Source organism: Acetobacter cerevisiae (assembly GCF_001580535.1).
GTDB lineage: Bacteria > Pseudomonadota > Alphaproteobacteria > Acetobacterales > Acetobacteraceae > Acetobacter > Acetobacter cerevisiae.
This window is the reverse complement of record NZ_LHZA01000142.1, coordinates 1-18429: the sequence shown is the minus strand read 5'-3', so window position 1 is coordinate 18429 and position 18429 is coordinate 1. Positions and strand designations below refer to the sequence as shown.

15 protein-coding genes and 1 riboswitch are annotated in these 18429 nt (G+C 57.8%); of the genes, 3 read left to right on the top strand and 12 right to left on the bottom strand.

Translation table 11 applies throughout. From position 1 onward, the window contains the following. Nucleotides 1-4 precede the first annotated feature (4 nt). The 12 genes from AD928_RS07330 to AD928_RS07275 form a co-directional block, all read right to left on the bottom strand. The gene (locus AD928_RS07330; RefSeq protein WP_062249476.1) at nt 5-2302 is read right to left on the bottom strand and encodes a Hint domain-containing protein; all 2298 of its coding nucleotides are present in this window, start codon (nt 2300-2302) and stop codon (nt 5-7) included. Next, complete coding sequence (locus AD928_RS07325; protein WP_062249473.1) at nt 2299-2784, bottom strand: hypothetical protein; 486 nt, start codon at nt 2782-2784, stop codon at nt 2299-2301. The genes AD928_RS07330 and AD928_RS07325 overlap by 4 nt, the downstream gene beginning before the upstream one ends. A gap of 316 nt (nt 2785-3100) precedes the next feature. Beyond that, complete coding sequence (locus AD928_RS07320) at nt 3101-5695, bottom strand: MMPL family transporter (RefSeq protein WP_062249471.1); 2595 nt, start codon at nt 5693-5695, stop codon at nt 3101-3103. Nucleotides 5696-5807: 112 nt separating this feature from the next. Beyond that, nucleotides 5808-6818 carry a lysylphosphatidylglycerol synthase domain-containing protein gene (locus AD928_RS07315; protein WP_062249468.1) on the bottom strand — a complete coding sequence of 337 codons (1011 nt, stop codon included), beginning with the start codon at nt 6816-6818 and terminating at the stop codon, nt 5808-5810. 51 nt (nt 6819-6869) lie between these two features. Beyond that, nucleotides 6870-7352: a 6,7-dimethyl-8-ribityllumazine synthase gene (gene ribH, locus AD928_RS07310; protein WP_043553676.1), complete on the bottom strand. Its 483-nt coding sequence runs from the start codon at nt 7350-7352 to the stop codon at nt 6870-6872. 30 nt (nt 7353-7382) lie between these two features. After that, complete coding sequence (locus AD928_RS07305; protein ID WP_062249465.1) at nt 7383-8750, bottom strand: bifunctional 3,4-dihydroxy-2-butanone-4-phosphate synthase/GTP cyclohydrolase II; 1368 nt, start codon at nt 8748-8750, stop codon at nt 7383-7385. Beyond that, nucleotides 8735-9337, bottom strand: a complete 603-nt coding sequence (locus AD928_RS07300; RefSeq protein ID WP_062249464.1) for a riboflavin synthase — start codon at nt 9335-9337, stop codon at nt 8735-8737. Before AD928_RS07300 ends, AD928_RS07305 begins: the two co-directional genes overlap by 16 nt. Nucleotides 9338-9339: 2 nt before the next feature. Continuing rightward, complete coding sequence (gene ribD, locus AD928_RS07295) at nt 9340-10371, bottom strand: bifunctional diaminohydroxyphosphoribosylaminopyrimidine deaminase/5-amino-6-(5-phosphoribosylamino)uracil reductase RibD (RefSeq protein WP_373320539.1); 1032 nt, start codon at nt 10369-10371, stop codon at nt 9340-9342. Nucleotides 10372-10464: 93 nt separating this feature from the next. After that, a riboswitch (FMN riboswitch) is annotated at nt 10465-10611 on the bottom strand. A gap of 118 nt (nt 10612-10729) precedes the next feature. Continuing rightward, nucleotides 10730-12247: an outer membrane beta-barrel protein gene (locus AD928_RS07290; protein ID WP_062249463.1), complete on the bottom strand. Its 1518-nt coding sequence runs from the start codon at nt 12245-12247 to the stop codon at nt 10730-10732. Nucleotides 12248-12301: 54 nt separating this feature from the next. Beyond that, a complete protein-coding gene (eat, locus tag AD928_RS07285) occupies nt 12302-13651 on the bottom strand; it encodes an ethanolamine permease (protein ID WP_062249461.1) in 1350 nt (449 codons plus the stop codon). Beyond that, entirely contained in the window at nt 13648-14448 is an 801-nt protein-coding gene (gene eutC / locus AD928_RS07280) for an ethanolamine ammonia-lyase subunit EutC (RefSeq protein WP_062249459.1), read from the bottom strand. Before eutC ends, eat begins: the two co-directional genes overlap by 4 nt. A gap of 3 nt (nt 14449-14451) precedes the next feature. After that, nucleotides 14452-15834, bottom strand: a complete 1383-nt coding sequence (locus AD928_RS07275) for an ethanolamine ammonia-lyase subunit EutB (RefSeq protein WP_062249457.1) — start codon at nt 15832-15834, stop codon at nt 14452-14454. A gap of 201 nt (nt 15835-16035) precedes the next feature. Between AD928_RS07275 and qhpR the strand changes: the two genes are divergently transcribed. From qhpR to AD928_RS14775, 3 genes are all read left to right on the top strand, one after another. After that, complete coding sequence (qhpR, locus tag AD928_RS07270; protein ID WP_062249456.1) at nt 16036-17091, top strand: AraC-like transcriptional regulator QhpR; 1056 nt, start codon at nt 16036-16038, stop codon at nt 17089-17091. Between the two features lie 119 nt (nt 17092-17210). Continuing rightward, entirely contained in the window at nt 17211-17768 is a 558-nt protein-coding gene (locus AD928_RS07265; protein ID WP_062249454.1) for a flavodoxin family protein, read from the top strand. Nucleotides 17769-17949: 181 nt separating this feature from the next. Continuing rightward, a complete protein-coding gene (locus AD928_RS14775; RefSeq protein ID WP_156482874.1) occupies nt 17950-18165 on the top strand; it encodes a hypothetical protein in 216 nt (71 codons plus the stop codon). The last annotated feature ends 264 nt before the right edge of the window (nt 18166-18429 follow it).

Sequence of the window (18429 nt, the reverse complement as noted above, 5' to 3'; positions counted from 1 at the left end):
GGCTTTAAGCAGAGCGTGCCAGTAGATTTTCTGCGTCCTGATCCACCACTAAATACGGACCAGACGCCAGAATGGTTATAAACAACATCCCCACTTTTCCACGAGACGCCTGATCACCAAGCGGCAGGATCGCGTTGCCATTTGTCCATGCACATTCGGCATTTTCGCTTACGTGCCAGCCTTTAGGCTTTTCAGTCTGCAAATGCGCTGTGATGTCATGCGAACAGCCATCACACAGCAGATGCACATCGCCAACCGCGACCCCCATAGACCGTCGATCATCCACAAAAGGACCGATCACGTCCGCAGGGCGGCTGGCGCGTGACAGGATGCGAACAAACCGCGTATCCGGCGGCAGCATAAAGCTATATCGTTCGGCTGTCTGCCGCACAGGGTAGAGAGTAGCTCCGGCATCTGTCATCAGGCGCAGATCAGGGTAGTCTGTGGTGTTCACTTCTTTCTTAGGCTGCTCAGACTGTCCAGAAACCTTCGCCTTACGCTCTTCCAGAGTGCGGAACAGGGGCTCGACAAAAGACCGTTCAACACACAGCGGTGCAGCTGCATTCTCCTCCCATGTGTACGGCGCAGCCCCACGCAGAGCTGCAAACTTCCCTTCCTGCTGGAAGGAGGCGCGATCACCTGTTTCCAGATAGCTTTCGGTCAGCATGCCATCAGCAGAAATCACAGAATGGCTGGCCGTTTCTACGTGATAATAGTCGTAAGACCGGATGGTTTTATCGTAAAAAATGGTTTCTCCGTTAACCAGCATCCGAACCGGGACAAACTTATTCTGCAAAAAGAGGCAATGTTCTGCCGTAATAAGCATGTCCTTGTAGGGCACCCCATCGGCAATAGCATCTTTTAGCACACGGACTGGCCAGCCAGCCTCATCATCCGGCAGGCCAGCATGGACAGTCGCCTGTGCTTTCCCGACCCAGACAATTGGGCGAGAAACCTCTTTATTGTTTTCCCAGTCAAAGGTGACAACCTGATCGCCAATCTGAAGATCTTCAACAGCGACCTCACCTTTTTCAGTGCGGATCATGCTGCCCGGAAGGAAACAAACGAGAGAAGACGCCTGTGTGACATGATAGATGCCTCCGGCAGCGATAGTCGGGCTGTCAGACGATCCTCCGGCAGTAACCTCAAGATGGGAGCCTGAACCGATATAACTGCTTGCGACGTATCCACCACTACCAATGGTAAAAATATCACTCCCGCCATCCCCGTTCGCGCCATACAGGAACGTATCTGAGACGGAGGAACCACCTGCAGAAACTCTCCCTGCGTCAGAGACCAGAGTGTTCCGGGAAGAAACGCCACCACTCCTTACGTATGTCCACCCGTTAACGTTCACTGACGATTCCAGAACGCCACCGGATTCGATAAACACATTGTTCACCCCACCAGACACATACGCCCCAGATGCGACCGCGCCACTCGCAACAGTCAGAGTCCCGGCAGAAATAATGACCGGACCAGTATATTTTGTTGCGCCAGAGATAGGCTTCGCGCCAGCGTCAATCCCGGTTGCAGATTGATAGTAAGTGTTGCCATCAGCATCCTTGGTGGCAATCCAGTTCCCGCCACTCAGAACGGTTGCGGAGAGATAGCTGGATTGAGGATATGCCGTGTAATACGCAATGGGATTTGTAACGGTTGCACCGCTGTTGACCACCAGCTTTGTTCCGGAATCAACAATGGTATTGCCCGCAACATATCCACCACTGCTGACTGTGTAGATATCCGCTCCCCCGTCAGCCGCCTTACCTGCCAGGAACGTATTAGAAACAGAAGACCCTCCAGCAGCAACACTGCCTGCATCGGAAACAAGCGTATTGTCGGAGGCGACACCACCGCTGCTCACATACGTCCAGCCGTTGATATTGACTGACGATTCAAAATTGCCGCCTGAGAGAACATAAACATTGTTCCACCCGCCAGACACATACGCACCGGAGGCAACGGCACCGGCGGCAACAGTCAGGTTGCCACCTGAAATGACAACAGGACCCGTATATTTTGCTGCGCCAGAGACGGGGCGCGCCGCGGAATTGATCCCGTTTGCGGATTGATAGTAGGTCTTGCCATTACTATCCTTGGTAGCAATCCAGTTTCCGCCTTTCAGGACAGTCGTCCCGGAGGGTGCAACGGGGTAGGCTGGAGAAATCGTCGTATCCCCAAGGGCCGGTGCAGGCGTTCCACTCCCGACAGTGGAAGAGGGGCTATCAACGTACAGAGTGCCACCATTCTGCACCGTGATCGGCTCAGCAGTGGCGCCTGCGTTCACATTCAGCATCATGCCAGATCCGACGGTCGCACTCCCGCCGATGTACCCCCCCCTTTAGAGACGGCAAAGATATCGCCTCCCCCATCAATAGGAGTGCCTGCAATAAATGTATCTGAAATGGAAGAACCACCTGCGGCGACATTCCCGGCATCAGAGACCAGCGTATTGTCAGAAGACACGCCACCACTGCGGACATAAGTCCAGCCGTTGACATTGACTGACGATTCAAAATTGCCGCCTGAGAGAACATAAACATTGTTCCACCCGCCGGAAATGTAAGCACCTGACGCAACAGCACCTGACGCAACAGTCAGATTGCCCCCTGAAATAATAACAGGCCCAGTATATTTTGTTGCGCCAGAGACGGGGCTTGCTCCGGCATCAATACCGATTGCAGACTGATAATAGGTCTTGCCATCAGCACCCTTGGTGGCAATCCAGTTCCCGTTTTTCAGAACGGTTGCCCCTGCTGGAGGTGAGTAAGTAAGACTCATTACGGAATTCCTTTTCTTAACCTCAAACGGGTTAAAAATGCATTACCCGCCCATTAAGTGATCCTCACCTTTATCCTCCGTGAATTTTAATTTTTAATTAACACGCTCGAAACAAACGAATTTTCTTTTACGGATTTTAAGAAATTATTTGAAAAGAACGTAAGCTTTCCGTTCCCTCTAAAATTGATATTTTTCTTCTGGTGATTAATTCCTGTGGGAGTCGATTACTTACACGCTCACAGGACATCAGCACGTAAAAGAAAAGGCCATTTCCACATTGGGAAATGGCCTTTTTTGAAGTCTCTTTTGCGGGACTTTAAGCCTCGTCCGTCGGCCGCTTAGGCAGCAGAGCCGGAACAAACACCAGCGTCGCCAGAAGTGTACAGCCTAGTGAGAGCAGCAGCAGGCGGCCCATGCTGGCCGTGCCGGGGTGGTGCGAGAGCGCCAGAGAGCCAAAGGCCGTGCCGGTTGTAAGAGCGGAAAACAGCACAGCGCGGGCGGTGGGAGACGCCAGCGGGAATTTCACCCCGTCCCGCCAGTTCATGACGAAATAGATGTTGAAGGAGACGCCAACCCCCAGCAGCAGCGGCAGGGCAATAATGTTGGCGAAGTTCAGCGTTTCAGGCAGTAGCACCACCAGAATGACCGTCATCAGGGCGGACAGCATGAGCGGGGCCAGAACCAGCAACATATCCTTCACCCGGCGCAGGGCGAGGAAGAGAATCAGCGCGATCATGATAATGGCCGCAGCCGCTGCCTGTTCAAACGCACGCACAATGGAGCGCGCACTTTCCACAATATCAACAGCCGTACCGGCAATCTCCGGCTCGACCTTCTGCAGAGCCGTCACAAATTTCCGCAGAGCCCCGCTGCTGGACATCACACCCGTGGGGTGCACTTCCACAAGTGCACGGCCATCTGGCAGCAGATAGTCATTGGCGATGGATGGCGGCACGTCTTTCAACGTTACCGGTGTGGCCTGCAGCATGGTGCGCAGCTGGTCCAGCTGGGAAGGCAGGAACCGCACCAGAGCATTATTGGCGGCCAGAACCTGCGCATCCGGTGCCGTGGAGAGTTTGACCAGGGCCGCCTGAATACGCCGCAGCGGGTCCTGCGCAGAGAGTTTGTCCAGCACGCCGCCCAGTACCGTCGCGGTTGCCCCGGCAGACGCCCGCAGTTCATCGGCACTCGGAGCGGGTTTGGGGTTCGGTACAATCAGGGTTGGCAGCAGAATGGAGCTGGCATCCTGAATCAGCGCCAGTTTCTCATCCTGTTTGGTCGGCACGAAAGACCCCAGCCACAGCACATCATGCACCTGCGGCACGCTGGAAAGACGGTCAGCCTGCTTCTGCGCATCATCCAGAGACTTCACCAGCAGTTCCGCGCTGTAGGGTGAAGACTGCGGGTTACTCATCAGCAGATGCAGGGCGCGCATCCCTTCAGAATTCGGATTTTTGGTGTGCAGCGGGTCGCCGTCAAACTGGAGTTTGGGCACCAGCGCAATACCCACCACGGCCACAACCCCAAACACCCCCAGCAGCGCTGTGCGATGGTGACGGATTTTGACATCCACCGGCTTCATGAAGCTGTAGCCCATATCCGGGCAGTCCAGCTTGGGGTGGAAGATTTTCAGCAGCGCAGGCAGCAGGCTGGTGGTGGAAACAAAGGCCACCAGCATGCCAATCCCGGCGATCAGCCCCAGCTGCGCGACCCCCAGAAAGGCCGTGGGGGTAAAGGCCAGAAAGCCAGCAGATGTGGCCAGAGCCGCCACCAGAATCTGGTGGCCGGTTTCCTCACCCGTCTCCCGCAGTGCTTCCAGAATACCGGCATTACCAGAGTCAGCATGCTGCGCCCGGAAACGGACTGAAAACTGGATAGCAAAATCCACCGCAATACCAACAAACAGAATGGCAAAGGCCACGGAAATCAGATTAAGCGTGCCCACCGCAACGGCCGCAAAGCCGGTTGTCAGCAACAGCCCCACAACCAGTGTCACCACAATCGGCACAACCACGCGCCATGAACGCACGGCAAGAGCCAGCCAGAGGGTAACGAGCACCAGAGAGCCAACCAGACCGCTGACCATCCCTTCAGCCACGGTCGCAAACTCTTCATCATCCAGCTTTACCTGGCCGGTCATATGCACTTTGACCTGACCGCTTTTGACAAATTCGAGCGATTTGATGGCCTGCACCATGGCATCAGATGCCGCACCACCCGGCTGGAAAGACCCATAATCCAGCTTCGGCTTGGTGATGACGAACTGATACCGCCCGGCCAGATCAGACAACTGCCCGCCCAGAAGCTGCTGCCATGAGAGCGGCTGAGGCTGGCCTGCGGCTGCCTTTTCCAGATTATCGGCAAAGCCGGCCAGTGGGGTCTGGAAGCTTTTCAGACCATCCGCCTGCCCCTGTTTGATCCCCTCAGAGATCAGGGACATCGCGCCAAACAGGCCACGGGCAGACGGGTCCTGCGCCAGTGCAGACAGGAACGGCTGGGCTGTAATGGTGTCATTCAGCACTTGCGAGAGCGGCTGCGGCTCCAGAAACATCAGGCCATTGCGGATCAGATACGGATTGGCATCCGGGCGCTCGGCAAAATTGAAGTGCGTATGGTCGGCGGACAGTTTTGCGGCCAGCTCCCGTGCCGTCTCCCGTCCTTCTTCCGGCAGGTCGGCTTCAATCACCGCAACCAGAAGGTTCTCCTTTTGCGGGAACAGGCGGCCCATTTCATCCGAGCGCTGCTTCCACTCCAGACGGTCGGACAGCATTTTGCTGGTGTCTGTCGTCACGCCAAGGCAGGTCATGCCCGCATAAACCGCCCCGCAGGACAGCAGCAGGAACAAGGCCACCACCGCATAGGCATGACGAGCACAGAATGTAATGAAACGACCTATGGGGGCAGAGAGCATGACTGACGATCAGATCCTGAAAAGTTCACGGCACAAGGCCCAAAGCTGCTTTCGTTTGGACCAACCCACTGGCCCGATGCAAGTGAGGATATGCAGATCACGCCTGGCGGGCCTACAGACCAGAGCGGGGAAGCGGGTTTTTGCACCCGTTTTGAGAGCGCGCATCCCACCGGTGTTCCAGCCATTGCCAGACCAGCAGAGACGGCACACCCCATGCAATTTCCCGCACACGTTTAATAAGAGACAGCGCAATGGCCAGAGCGGGGCTGATGCCAAACAGGCTGCCAATCAGCAGATAACCGCCTTCTGAAACACCCAGCGCACCCGGCACGGCAAACCCGACAGACTTGGCGGCCTCGCCCACGCCCTCAATAACAAAGCCGACCGAGAGCGAACAGTCATGCCCCATAAAATGCAAAATGAGGCAGACTTCCACCGCCCCCAGCGCCCAGGCCACAAACTGAAGCCACAGGGCCATGACGGCGTTCCGTTTGACCTTATACAGGCCCAGCACGGCCTGATGCAGGCCCCGGATGCCATCCACGCCACTCCAGCCCAGATGCCCGGCAATTTTAACCAGCAGCACTTCCACAAAGGCCACGGCCCCCAGCCACTGGCTGACAAACAGCGCAAGGCCGACAGCGAGCGCAATCAGCGCGCTTTCCAGCAATTCATCCGTAATGGGGGAACGTTTGACCAGAAACAGCAGCAGGCCCAGCCCCATGAAGGTGAACAGGACCTGACTGAGCAGTTCGAGCGTGAGATCACAAATGGTTGCGGCGGCCGCGTGTTTGGTGCCTAAGCCCCGCCACGCCAGCAGGCGGCTGGACCAGACCTCGCCCCCCACCTGTGCCACAGGGAGCAGATTGTTGATGCCTTCCCGCACACAGCGCAGCAAAAAATAGTCACGCCATGGCAGAGAGGGGGAAAGGCTGTTGCCCGCAATCATCCGCCAGGCCTGCGCGGAGAGTGCCACCTGCACGGCATGGAACAGCGTGGCGGCCAGAATGCCCCAGCCACCCGTCATGATAAGTGAAAGAATGGAGCGCGCGCCGAACTGCATCAGCATCCACACAGTCAGCCCCAGACCTAAAAGACCCGCGATGACGGTAACCCGCTTCATTCTTCCCCCTGTGTTAGAGGGCCGCTGACTCCGTAATGCAGCCCTTTTGCATCAGACCCTGATCTGACGCAGCAAAGCAAGAGACTCCACGCAGGCAGCGGCTGCTTCACGCCCTTTGTTATGAATATCATCGCGGGAGCGCACCTGAGCCTGCTCATCCGTGTAGGTGGTCAGCACACCAAAGGCGATGGGCGTTTCCGTCGCCAGAGAGGCCTGCATCAGCCCGACCGTGGTGCCAAGGCTGATGAATTCAAAATGGGCCGTATCCCCTTTGATTACGCAGCCAAGGCAGATCACGCCTTCAAAGCGCCCGCTTTTGGCCAGTGTCTGCGCCAGCAGCGGCATTTCAAACGCGCCCGGGGCCGCAAAAATATCCTGCTCAGCAACCGTAATGCCGTGCTCACCCAGCCATGCCAGAGCGCCATCCCGCAGGCCGCCGGTTACCTCTTCGTTAAAGCGGCTGACGATCAGCGCCAGACGCGGCATGGGCGTGAGGTTGAGGTCCGGGAGGGAGACAGGAATCCGTGTACTCATGAAAATATCCTTAAAGAAAACTGTGTAAAATCAGACTGCGGCGTCGGCTGGCGCATCACTCACAGAAAAGTGACTCAAGCTGTGCCCCATCCGCTGCCGCTTGGCATGCAGATACGCCCGGTTGTGTGGGTTAACGGGGGTTTCCAGACCGATTCTCTTGCGGACATGGAAACCACGCGCTTCCAGCGCCCGCACTTTGTCGGGATTATTGGTCAGCAGATCGAGCTGCCCGATGCCCAGATCGCGCAGGATTCCGGCCGCTGCCGTCCAGTCCCGCACATCCGTGGCAAAGCCCAGCCGGTGGTTGGCATCGACCGTATCCAGACCGGCATCCTGCAATTCATAAGCGCGGATTTTGTTGACCAGACCAATGCCCCGGCCTTCATGCCCGCGCACATAAACCAGTACGCCACAGGCCGCTTTGCCGATGGCTTTGAGCGCGGCGTGCAGCTGCGTACCGCAGTCACACCGCAGAGACCCCAACGCATCGCCCGTCACACATTCTGAATGCATGCGCACCAGCGGCACAGCCCCCACTGCGGCAGGATTGCCTTTGACGAGCGCCACATGCTCCACACCCCGTGAGTCGCGGAAGGCATGAATCGCCAGATCTTCCCCGCCATAGGCGCTGGGCAGCGCTGCGGTGGCGAGATCTGCTATCGCTTCTTCTGCCACACCGTCTGCATCCGCCGTTCCCTGATGCGCTGACGGAGCCGCTGCGGTATCCGTATCAGACGCAAGCGGCGTCAGGCCGTGGGCGCTGATCCATGTGACCAGCTCCGCAATGGAGATAATCGGCATGTCATGCTGCTGGCCGTAAACTTCCAGCGCCGGACGGCGGGCCATGGTCCCGTCTTCATTCAGAATTTCACAAATCACCGCAGCCGGACGCAGGCCAGCCAGATGCAACAGATCAATAGAACCTTCCGTATGCCCAATGCGCTCCAGAACGCCTCCCGGGGCTGCACGCAGAGGGAAGATGTGGCCCGGCGTTGCCAGATCCATCGGCTGAGCGGTGTCAGAGGCCGCAACCTGAATGGTATGGGCGCGATCCGCAGCGGAAATGCCGGTTGATACCCCTTCCCGCGCTTCAATGGACACAGTGAAGGCCGTGCCATGCCGGGCGGTATTGTCCCGCACCATCATGGGCAGTTGCAGCTTGTCCACCTGTGCGGGGGTCAGCGGCAGGCAGACCAGCCCACGGGCATGGGTGATCATGAAGTTCATGGCGGCTGGCGTCATGAATTCCGCCGCCATCACAAGGTCGCCCTCGTTTTCGCGGTCTTCATCATCCACCATAATCACCATGCGGCCCGCGCGCAGAGCCTCTACAGCGCGACGCATGGCTTCAGACGGCTGGGCCGCCACGGGTGCGACGTTTTTCACCGGTTCTGACATAGAACCTCCACATATTTGGCAATCACATCAACTTCCACATTCACCGCGTCCCCCGGCTGAAGTTTGCCGAGGTTGGTGTGGCTCCATGTGTGCGGGATAATCATCAGCGCGATGCGAAACACGTCGTCTTTCACGTCGCTGAGTTCATTCAGGGTCAGGCTGATGCCATCCAGCGTGATGGAGCCTTTTTCCACCATGTAGCGCCGCAGGCTGGCAGGCACTTCAAACACCACGCGGTGCGCATCACCCGAGGGCGTGCTTTCCACAAAGCGGGCTGTGCCATCCACATGGCCCTGCACGATATGGCCAGAGAGGCGGGTGGCAGGCGTTACAGCGCGTTCCAGATTAACATGGCTTCCGGCCCGGAGCGCGCCCAGCGTGGTGCGGTCCAGCGTCTCACTGCTGACAAAGAATTGCACAAGGCCGGTTTCGGACGGTGCCGTGGCGGTCAGACACACACCGTTGACGGCAATGCTCTCCCCCTCAGCCACATCCCGCAGGCCGGTTTCCACTTCCAGCATGACAGATTTGGCACCGGGTTCGACTTTAAGCACTGGGCCGAGTGATTCGATGATTCCGGAAAACATGGTTACTCCTCAGCGCACCGTGCCCACTCCGGAAACAGAGCAAGCGGCGTTGTTGCATGACGGGTTGTGACGGAAAAATGGTCTGCGCCCTGGGCATCCTGACGAATGGTCAGCCAGTCATCCCACAGGTTCTGCTCCCGCAGGGCGGCCAGCACGCCCGGGCCGGCTTCCACCATTGCCCAGAGGGCGGACGTTTCTGCCAGCAGAGCGGGAAGCTTTTGAATATCCGGGCAGAAGTGCACATCAAAACGTGTGCGGGCCTGCTCCAGCCAGTGCGTCGGCACATGCGCGGAGTGACCGCACACCACCAGATCTCTGCGGCGCTCGGCATGATCCTGCACATGGCGCACAGTAAAGGACGGATTATCTGCCACCACCGTGCCCGTGCCGGTTATGACCAGATCAGTCGCCCGACGCAGGGCATGCGCAAAGCGGAGCGACTCTGGCGTTGTAAAGGTTGTCTGCCCGGCAGGCGGCACCATGCTGCCGTGCTGGTCCAGCGCCTGTTTGACTGTGATCCATGGCCGCCCGTGCGTCATCCGCATGGCGAACGGGGCCAGCAGAGCGCAGCACCGGGCGGCAAGATCCGCGCCGTTCGGGCTTTCCGCCAGCCAGTGCACAGAAACGCCAGCTTTTGTCAGGGCCGCAGCCCCACCGCCAGCGACATGCGGGTTAGGGTCCGGGCAACCGATCCAGACATTCTGAACGGGAGACTCCAGCAGGGCTTCCGTGCAGGGGCGCGTGCGGCCTGTATGGTTGCAGGGTTCCAGCGTGACAACGGCCGTATGCACACGGCTAAACACGCTGGCGCGCTTGGCCTGCTCCAGCGCCAGCCGTTCCGCGTGCAACTCCCCGGCCCGGTGGTGAGCGGCGACAATCAGCACCTCACCGGCCTCATCCAGCAGCGTGCAGCCCACGGCGGGGTTGGGAGCCGTCTGGCCCACAAATCGCCATGCTTCTGCAATCGCCGCCTCAAAGGCCTGCGCGACACAGTTCGGCATCATTTTTGAAGGGTCTTGCGTCACACCCTGCACCCATCTGCCAAAAACAAAACCAGACAGACTCAGGGCAGATAGCAGGGGACACCCCTTACGCCTCCGCGACAGACGCGGAGACCCAAAGGCCTGCACCGTTCTCTCTCATCCGGACTGTAACCGTCGGCTCCGGAATCACACCGGATCTGCTGACCCTGCCGAAGCAGGCGCTCGCGGGCTTATAACGGAGAACCGTTACTTACCGCCGGTAGGGACTTGCACCCTGCCCTGAGAACGTCACGGTCATACAAAAGATGACCGCACTTGTTATGATGGGGTGAATAAAGCCCGCTTGCAAGAGAGAATGCGCGCAAAGCGGGCCAAAGAATGCGTGAGGACCGGGTTAAGTGCTACGCTCTCAAAAAGCCCAGATCGCGTCACAACTGAACCAGAGCATATTATTAGTGCCGTTATTCACGATCGGATTGGACACCGTGCCAGCCTGATTGAACGGGTGCGTGCCGTTCAGCGATTTATCCAGACGAATTTCCGGCCGAAGAGTCAAAGCGCCAAGACCGAGGCGTTTGTTGATGAATTCCGGCTGGTAGGACGCCCCGACTGTCAGTTCCCCATAAGTCGTAGGGGGTGCCGCATAATAAGGATAAGGCTGGTTGCTGAGGGACCGTGTGTAAGACGTAAAACTGGAATATTGCGCCGTCACAGCGCCGGTATTGTCGCGGTAGATTTCGCCACGGGCATTCAGGGTCAGCCAGGGGCTGATGGCCCAGGCCAGATAGGAAGAAACCCCATACACATCATCATGCGTCAAATCATCATGAAGATAGATGCCGTCTACCGTGACGGTCACCTTCTTGTTCACATGATACGCCGCCATGATGTTGCCGTTATACTGCATCTTCTCGTTCGCGAGCGGCCCCATCCCGGCACTTGACCATCCATCGGGGGACATGATGGCGCGCCCGTTATTGCCCTGCGGGCCGAAATGCCCAATGGCGTGCACATCCAGCTTGCCATCCAGAAGGTGGTTAAACGCAAACCCGAAATAGCCTTTGGGTTTATTATTGTTTCCGGACCGTCCGAACGTGGTGGAATTGCCCGCATCCACCCCCAGAATCCAGTCCATATGTTTTGTCAGATGCATGGTGGCAAGAATGCCAACCGTCTCAAACGGCACGATATAATCGGACGCATAATTAAACGTGTAGAACGGCCGCGCCTGCGCGGGTGTGCCCTCCACCCCCATTATCCCGTACATCTGCCCCACCTGCACATCTATCCCGTGGCGGAACAGCCATGGCAGATGCAGATCCAGATGCGCCTGCGTGGGCGCCCACTGATACAGGCTGTTCAGAGAGCCGGACCCCATCCCTATGGTCGGGTCAAACCGGGCATCCGAACCATACATGGCCTCAAAAACAAAGCCGATGCCATAGCCGCCACCCACACTGGTGACGGGATGAGAGAGGGATCCCATAATCTGGTTGAGCGTAAAGGTGTTGGCGCGGTCCGTATAATACTGCGCGAAGTTTCGACCGGAGCGCGTCCATGGGTTTCCGGAAATCCCGGCTTCAACACTCAGATGTCCTTCCAGCCCGTCCCAGTATGTCAGCTTATGCCCGGGCTTGGGGTGAAACAGATTACCGACGTGCAGCTTTGGCATATCCCCCTGATCCGAGGTGCTGGCGGGAACTACCAGTTCACCATCTGACGGCGTGCCAGCTGATTTTTCCGCTTTGGGGGGCTGAGACGCTGGCTTTTGCACAGCGCCCGGCTGCACCCGCTTTTTGGGCACGGACGAACGTCGTGCAGGGGGCTGCTCAGATGATGCAGCATGGGTATCCGGGGAGAGAACCGCACAGCCCAGCAGCAGTAAAGAAGCCAGAGAAACCTGCTTCAGTCTGGTGTGCTTTGCCATCCGCCTCAATCCATTCCAGAAAATATCGGGGTCACAAGACATGATTTGGCCGCTCTATTGAACCGGCTGTTTTCTGGACAGAGCCATGAACAGAACAGACAGCACCACCATGAAGCCCAGATAAATGCAGAATATTGTGCCATTGCAGGAGATGACCGCGACCAGAGCAATCAACGCCCCAACCAGCGCAATACTGGGCAAAATGGGGTAGAGCGGCGCGCGATAGGAGCGATGCAGATCAGGCTCCGTGCGGCGCAGACGGAACAGGCTGATCATGCTCAGCACATACATGGTCAGCGCTCCAAAGACCGACATGGTGACCAGCGTTGCAGTGAGCGACTGCCCATTAATGGAAATAAAATCGTCCGAGAAAATAGCGGCAATGCCGACCACGCCGCCCGCGATGGTCGCCATATACGGAGTCTGAAACCGGGGGTGTAGCTGCCCCAGCACTTTCGGCAGGAAGCCTGCGCGAGCCAGCGCAAAAATCTGCCGGGCATAGCCCATGATAATCCCATGCAGGGACGCCACCAGCCCGAACAGCCCCAGCCAGACCAGCATATGCAACCAGCCGCTATTGCTGCCGACCACACGCTTCATGGCCTGCGGCAACGGATCATTCAGATTGGCGAGGCTGTGCCAGTCCCCGACCCCGCCCGCAAACAGCATGACACCGAAGGCAAGAGAGACGAGCGTGAGCACTCCGGCAATATAGGCAATGGGAATAGCACGTTTGGGGTCTTTGGCTTCCTCCGCCGCCATCGCGACGCCTTCAATAGCCAGAAAGAACCAGATGGCAAAGGGGATGGCGGCAAAAATGCCTCCCATCGCTTCCCAGCCAAAATGCGGAGCAGCGCCCCAGCCATCATGCAGAAAATTCTGCCATGAAAAGGCTGGTGCCACGACGCCCATAAACACCAGCAATTCGATAATGGCCGCGATGGTAATAAAGAGTTCAAACGTTGCAGCAATATGCACGCCCACAATATTCAGCGCCATGAACACCAGATAGGCGCCACAGGCCGCCACCTTTGGCGAAAGCCCCGGAAACTGCACGTTCAGATAGGCCCCAATAGCCAGCGCAATGGCTGGCGGTGCAAAAATGAACTCCACCAGGGTCGCCAGTCCCACAATCAGTCCACCCCAGCGGCCCAGCGCGCGGGAACTGTAGGTAAACGGCCCACCTGCCTGCGGGATGGCGCAGGTCAGTTCTGTAAAGCTGAAGATAAAGGCTGCATAAATCACCGCGACAAACACGGTAGCGACCAGAAAGCCCAGCGTCCCCGCTGTAGCCCAGCCATAACTCCAGCCGAAATATTCACCCGAAATAACCAGACCGACGGCAATGCCCCACAGGTGGAAGGCCCCCAGCGTTTTGTGCAGATTGGTGGGGCTCTGGCTCATGCGTGCGGGTCCTTTTCTATTAAAGGGCTAGGATTTTCAGGAAGAGTGCTGTCAGGTGCGGCATCTTTCAGCCCCACGCCTGTCAGTTTCAGCTGCATGGCTTGCTGCATCAGCCATGCCAGTTTGTCCGCTGCCACCGTGGTCGGCAGACCATGTTGATGAATATTGGACAGACAATTCCGCGCGGAATCCGGGCAGCCTACGTAGGGCGCGTATGTCAGGTAAACGCCCATGCTATCGGCCACACTCAGGCCCGGGCGCTCACCAATCATCATCACAACCATGCGCGCGCCCAGTGCGGACGCAATCTCATCCCCCAGCGCCACACGGCCCTGTGTGGCAATAACCAGTGGCGCAATCCGCCAGCCTTTAAGCCGTGCCTGCATGGCCCGAAACAAGGGGATAGCGCCTTTCTGCGTCGCAATGGAGGAGAGGCCATCTGCGGCGACAAACACAACGTCCCACTCGCCTTTTTGCAAAAAGGCGAGACTTTCCGACGCAAGCCTGCGGCCCAGATCCGGCCGCCGCAGATAAGTGGAACGGTCCGCAGCGCGGCTCCGCACACACAGGCAGGAGATCCCGTTCAACTCCTCCAGCATGGCCTGCACATCCAGCGGCGTATGCACCGCATCCCGCGCCTGCGCATGGGCGGCCTGAAACGTGAGAACATCCGTTGTGCGCTGTGCATTACCGCTGCGGCCCAGGCCGATCCGCGCCCGGGTGAGAGACCGCAGATCCTGCCAGACGTCCGGCGCGCCATCTCTGTTTTTTGAAGGAGGAAGAGGTTTTTTGGTCATGAGTCAGCCAACCAGCTGCGCAAGGCGGGTCTGATGCGGCGCAAGTTCCCGCATGCGGCCAGACTGCGCGTCAAACAGACCCATCTGCTCCAGCCATCCCGCAAATTCGGGCGCGGGCCGGAGGTTGAGCATGCTGCGCAAGGTCAGAATATCGTGGAAAGACAGGCTCTGATAATTGAGCATGATATCGTCTGCACCGGGCACCCCAATCAGGAAGGTAATGCCCGCGGCACCCAGCAGAACCATCAGATTGTCCATGTCATCCTGATCAGCCTCGGCGTGGTTGGTGTAGCAGGCGTCACACCCCATCGGCACCCCCAGCAGCTTGGCGCAGAAATGGTCTTCCAGCCCGGCGCGGATAATCTGTTTGCCGTCATACAGATATTCCGGGCCGATAAAGCCCACGACCGTATTGACCAGCAAAGGCCGGAACGCGCGGGCCACGGCATACGCACGGGCTTCCACGGTCTGCTGGTCCAGCCCGTGATGCGCCTCGGCTGAGAGCGCAGCCCCCTGCCCCGTTTCAAAATACATGACGTTATCGCCCACCGTGCCGCGTTTGAGCGACAGAGCGGCTTCATGCGCTTCTTTCAAAATATCCAGCGTAACGCCAAAGCCCTCATTGGCTTTCTGCGTTCCCGCAATGGACTGAAAGACCAGATCCACCGCGCCACCCTTGTTCATGATCTCAAGCGTGTTGGTGACATGGGTCAGCACACAGGTCTGGGTCGGGATGTCATAGCGGCGGCGGGCGTGGTCCAGCATGTCCAGCAGGGCCAGACCGTTGGCGACGCTATCCGTCGCGGGGTTAATGCCAATCACGGCATCACCCATACCATAGAGCAGACCGTCCAGCGTGGACGCGGCAATCCCTTTCAGGTCATCTGTCGGGTGGTTGGGTTGCAGGCGTGATGCCAGACAGCCTTCCAGACCGATGGTATTGCGGAAGCGAGTCACCACCCGCATTTTCCGCGCGACACTCATCAGATCCTGATTGCGCATGATCTTGCTGACGGCCGCCGCCATTTCCGGCGTAAAGCCCGGTGCTGCGGCTGTCAGAGCAACTGGCGTAGCCTCGTGTGAGAGCAGCCAGTCCCGCAGATCCCCCACCGTCATGGACGCAAACGGAACAAAGGCAGCCCTGTCGTGCGTATCCATAATCAGACGTGTGACGTCATCAGCCTCGTAGGGAATCAGTTCAGTCCGCACAAAAAGGTCGAGCGGCACATCCGCCAGCGCATAGCGGGCAGCAATGCGCTGCGCATCAGACGTGGCAGCAAGCCCTGCCAGTTCATCCCCGGACCGCACGGGGGATGCGGCGGCCATCAGGGCCTTGAGATCATCAAAGACATAGCGTTCACCGCCAAGACTGTACTGAAAGCCCATGCCAGCATGCCTCCCGAGACCCTGCGGAAATCCGCCGGGAACCAAGCCGGGACTCGGTGTTGTGCCCGGCTCTCTCCATTTCGTTCGATACTGAAATGATACCTGTTCCGGGGGCTGGCTGACTTGACGGATACCAACAAACTTTTGACACTTTACAACGTTCAGACTGGTAAACACCGCCACCACTATACTGAGGACACCATGCCCCGCTTTTCCGGCACAGGAGAAAACGCCAGCGTTCTCGCCGCCGCCGCATGGGGGGTGGAACGCTTCATGCAGGACCGTGGCGGGGATATCGACCGCATTGCGGGGCGCGCAGGCCTCTCCACCCGCCAGTTTTCCCTTCCGACCGATGCGCTGGATCTGGGTGCCTATTGCCGCCTGTTTCATGAAGCCGCAGCCGATACGCAGAATGGCAATATCGGCCTCTGGTTCGGCCAGCAGTTTGACCCGCGCAAGCTGGGGCTGATCGGCTATGTAGCGCTTCTCTCACCCACAGTGTCAGACGCGCTGCACAATCTGGCCTCGCATTTCGGCTATCATCAGGCCCGCACAGAAACCCGATTTGTGCAGCAGGGGGATCTGCTCCGGCTGGACTATGCCATTCGGGATCCGGCCATTCTCACGCGGCGGCACGACGCCGAACTAACCATGGGGATGTTCTGCAACATTCTACGCCATGCGCTGGGGCCGGACTGGGCGCCGGAAGAAGTGCATTTTGAACACAGCCAGCCAGAACAGGCTAAAGAGCATCGGCAGGCGTTTCAGGCCAATATCCGTTTCCAGTGCCCCACCAATGCTCTGGTGTTCCGCAAAACGGGGCTGGATCGCCCGATGCCAGACGCGGACCCGATTATGCTGGAAGTCATCCGCTCGTCCCTCATCTCTCTTGCCCGCAGCAGGCCGGAGCTGGCTGCCCCCCATCTTTCCCTGAAAGAACAGGTCGTTCAGCACATCCGGGCAGCGCTTGAAGATGGTCATATCGAATTCCCCGATATCGCCGCGCGGATGACCCTGCCGCCCTGGACCCTGCAACGCAGGCTGGCGCAGCTCAATCTGTCCTATTCCGCTTTACTGGAAGAAACCCGCTACGCAGAAGCCCTGCGCTATCTCGCCATACCCACACATGACATCAGCGAAATTGCCCGCACGCTGGCCTATACGGAAACCAGCGCCTTCAGCCGGGCCTTCCGGAAATGGAGCGGCATGTCGCCCCGCGCATGGCGACAACAGAACAAGAGTGATTTCACTCCCTGAGTTGGAGATGACATCTTAAAAACGGTTCTTATCGCGTCCCGGTGTGGATGGCATGGTGGCCTGACCACTTCACAAACGCGCCTCCAACGCGGCACATTCCGATAAAGATTTAAAGAGACATGTCCGACGTTCTTGTTGTTTATCATTCCGGCTATGGTCACACGCGCAAAGTGGCAGAGCATGTGGCACAGGGTGCGAATGCGACCCTCATCACCATTGATGAAAACGGCAACATCCCGGAAGACGCATGGGACAAGCTGAACGCCGCCAAAGCCATTATTTTCGGCGCACCGACCTACATGGGCAATGCCAGCTGGCAGTTCAAAAAATTTGCTGATGCTACGTCCAAAATCTGGTTCATCCGCGGGTGGGAAAACAAAATTTTCGGCGGCTTTACCAATAGCGCCAGCCTGAATGGCGATAAAGCTGTGACGCTGGAGTGGCTGAACACCCTTGCCTCTCAGCATGGTGGCATCTGGGTCAGCCTTGGCCTGGCCCCGGCCAACACCAAGGCCGCCAAGCGCACGGACATTAACAACCTTGGTGGGTCTGTCGGCCTGCTGGTGCAAAGCCCGGCTGATGCCAGTGTTGATGAAATTCCGCAGGGCGATCTGGATACCGCTACTCTGTATGGCAAACGCGTAGCCGATATCACTGCCCGTTTTTCTGCGGCGTAACGCGCAGCCGCTTTCCTAAAGGGGAGTCTCTCTTCAGGGTCTGCTCATAGCTGACCCTGAAGCCCTCGCCTCCTCCCCGGCCCGGATCTTTCAGGGAACCAACGGCCCGACGAAAGAGAGCGGAGGGCTGCATGGCAGGGCTGCCATAAGCTGGCCGCAGATTGACCGGGGCCAGAAAAGAATGGACAAGCTGCGATCAGAAAATTCATACCAGTTCAGACAACACAATGAAGGCGGAAGCGTAATGACTGTAGGAAAAAAAGTAGCCTTGGTTGTGCTGGTCGCATTCACACTGTCGGGTTGCAAAAACTTCTATCACAGCAGCTGCCCCGGCTATGCAGGCGAAAATCCTGAAGCCCGCGATGGCATCAAATCCGTTATCCAGACCTGCAACTAAAGCTCGTTACGGTTAAATTCTGACATTTCTATAAAGAATGAACACTCTACTGGCTTATACAACCCCCTGTAGAGAATGTGTTTTCATGTCCTCTATTTCGGACAAGACGAGTTACACGTCGCAGCTGATTACCTCATGACGGTACACTCTTAAGACGTACTGAGCCGCAGCCTGAATTCACACCAGTCCGGGCAAACATTGCTCACCTGACTAACTAATATTTTGTATGGAATTCATCATCTGGCGGAGAGGGAGGGACTTTTC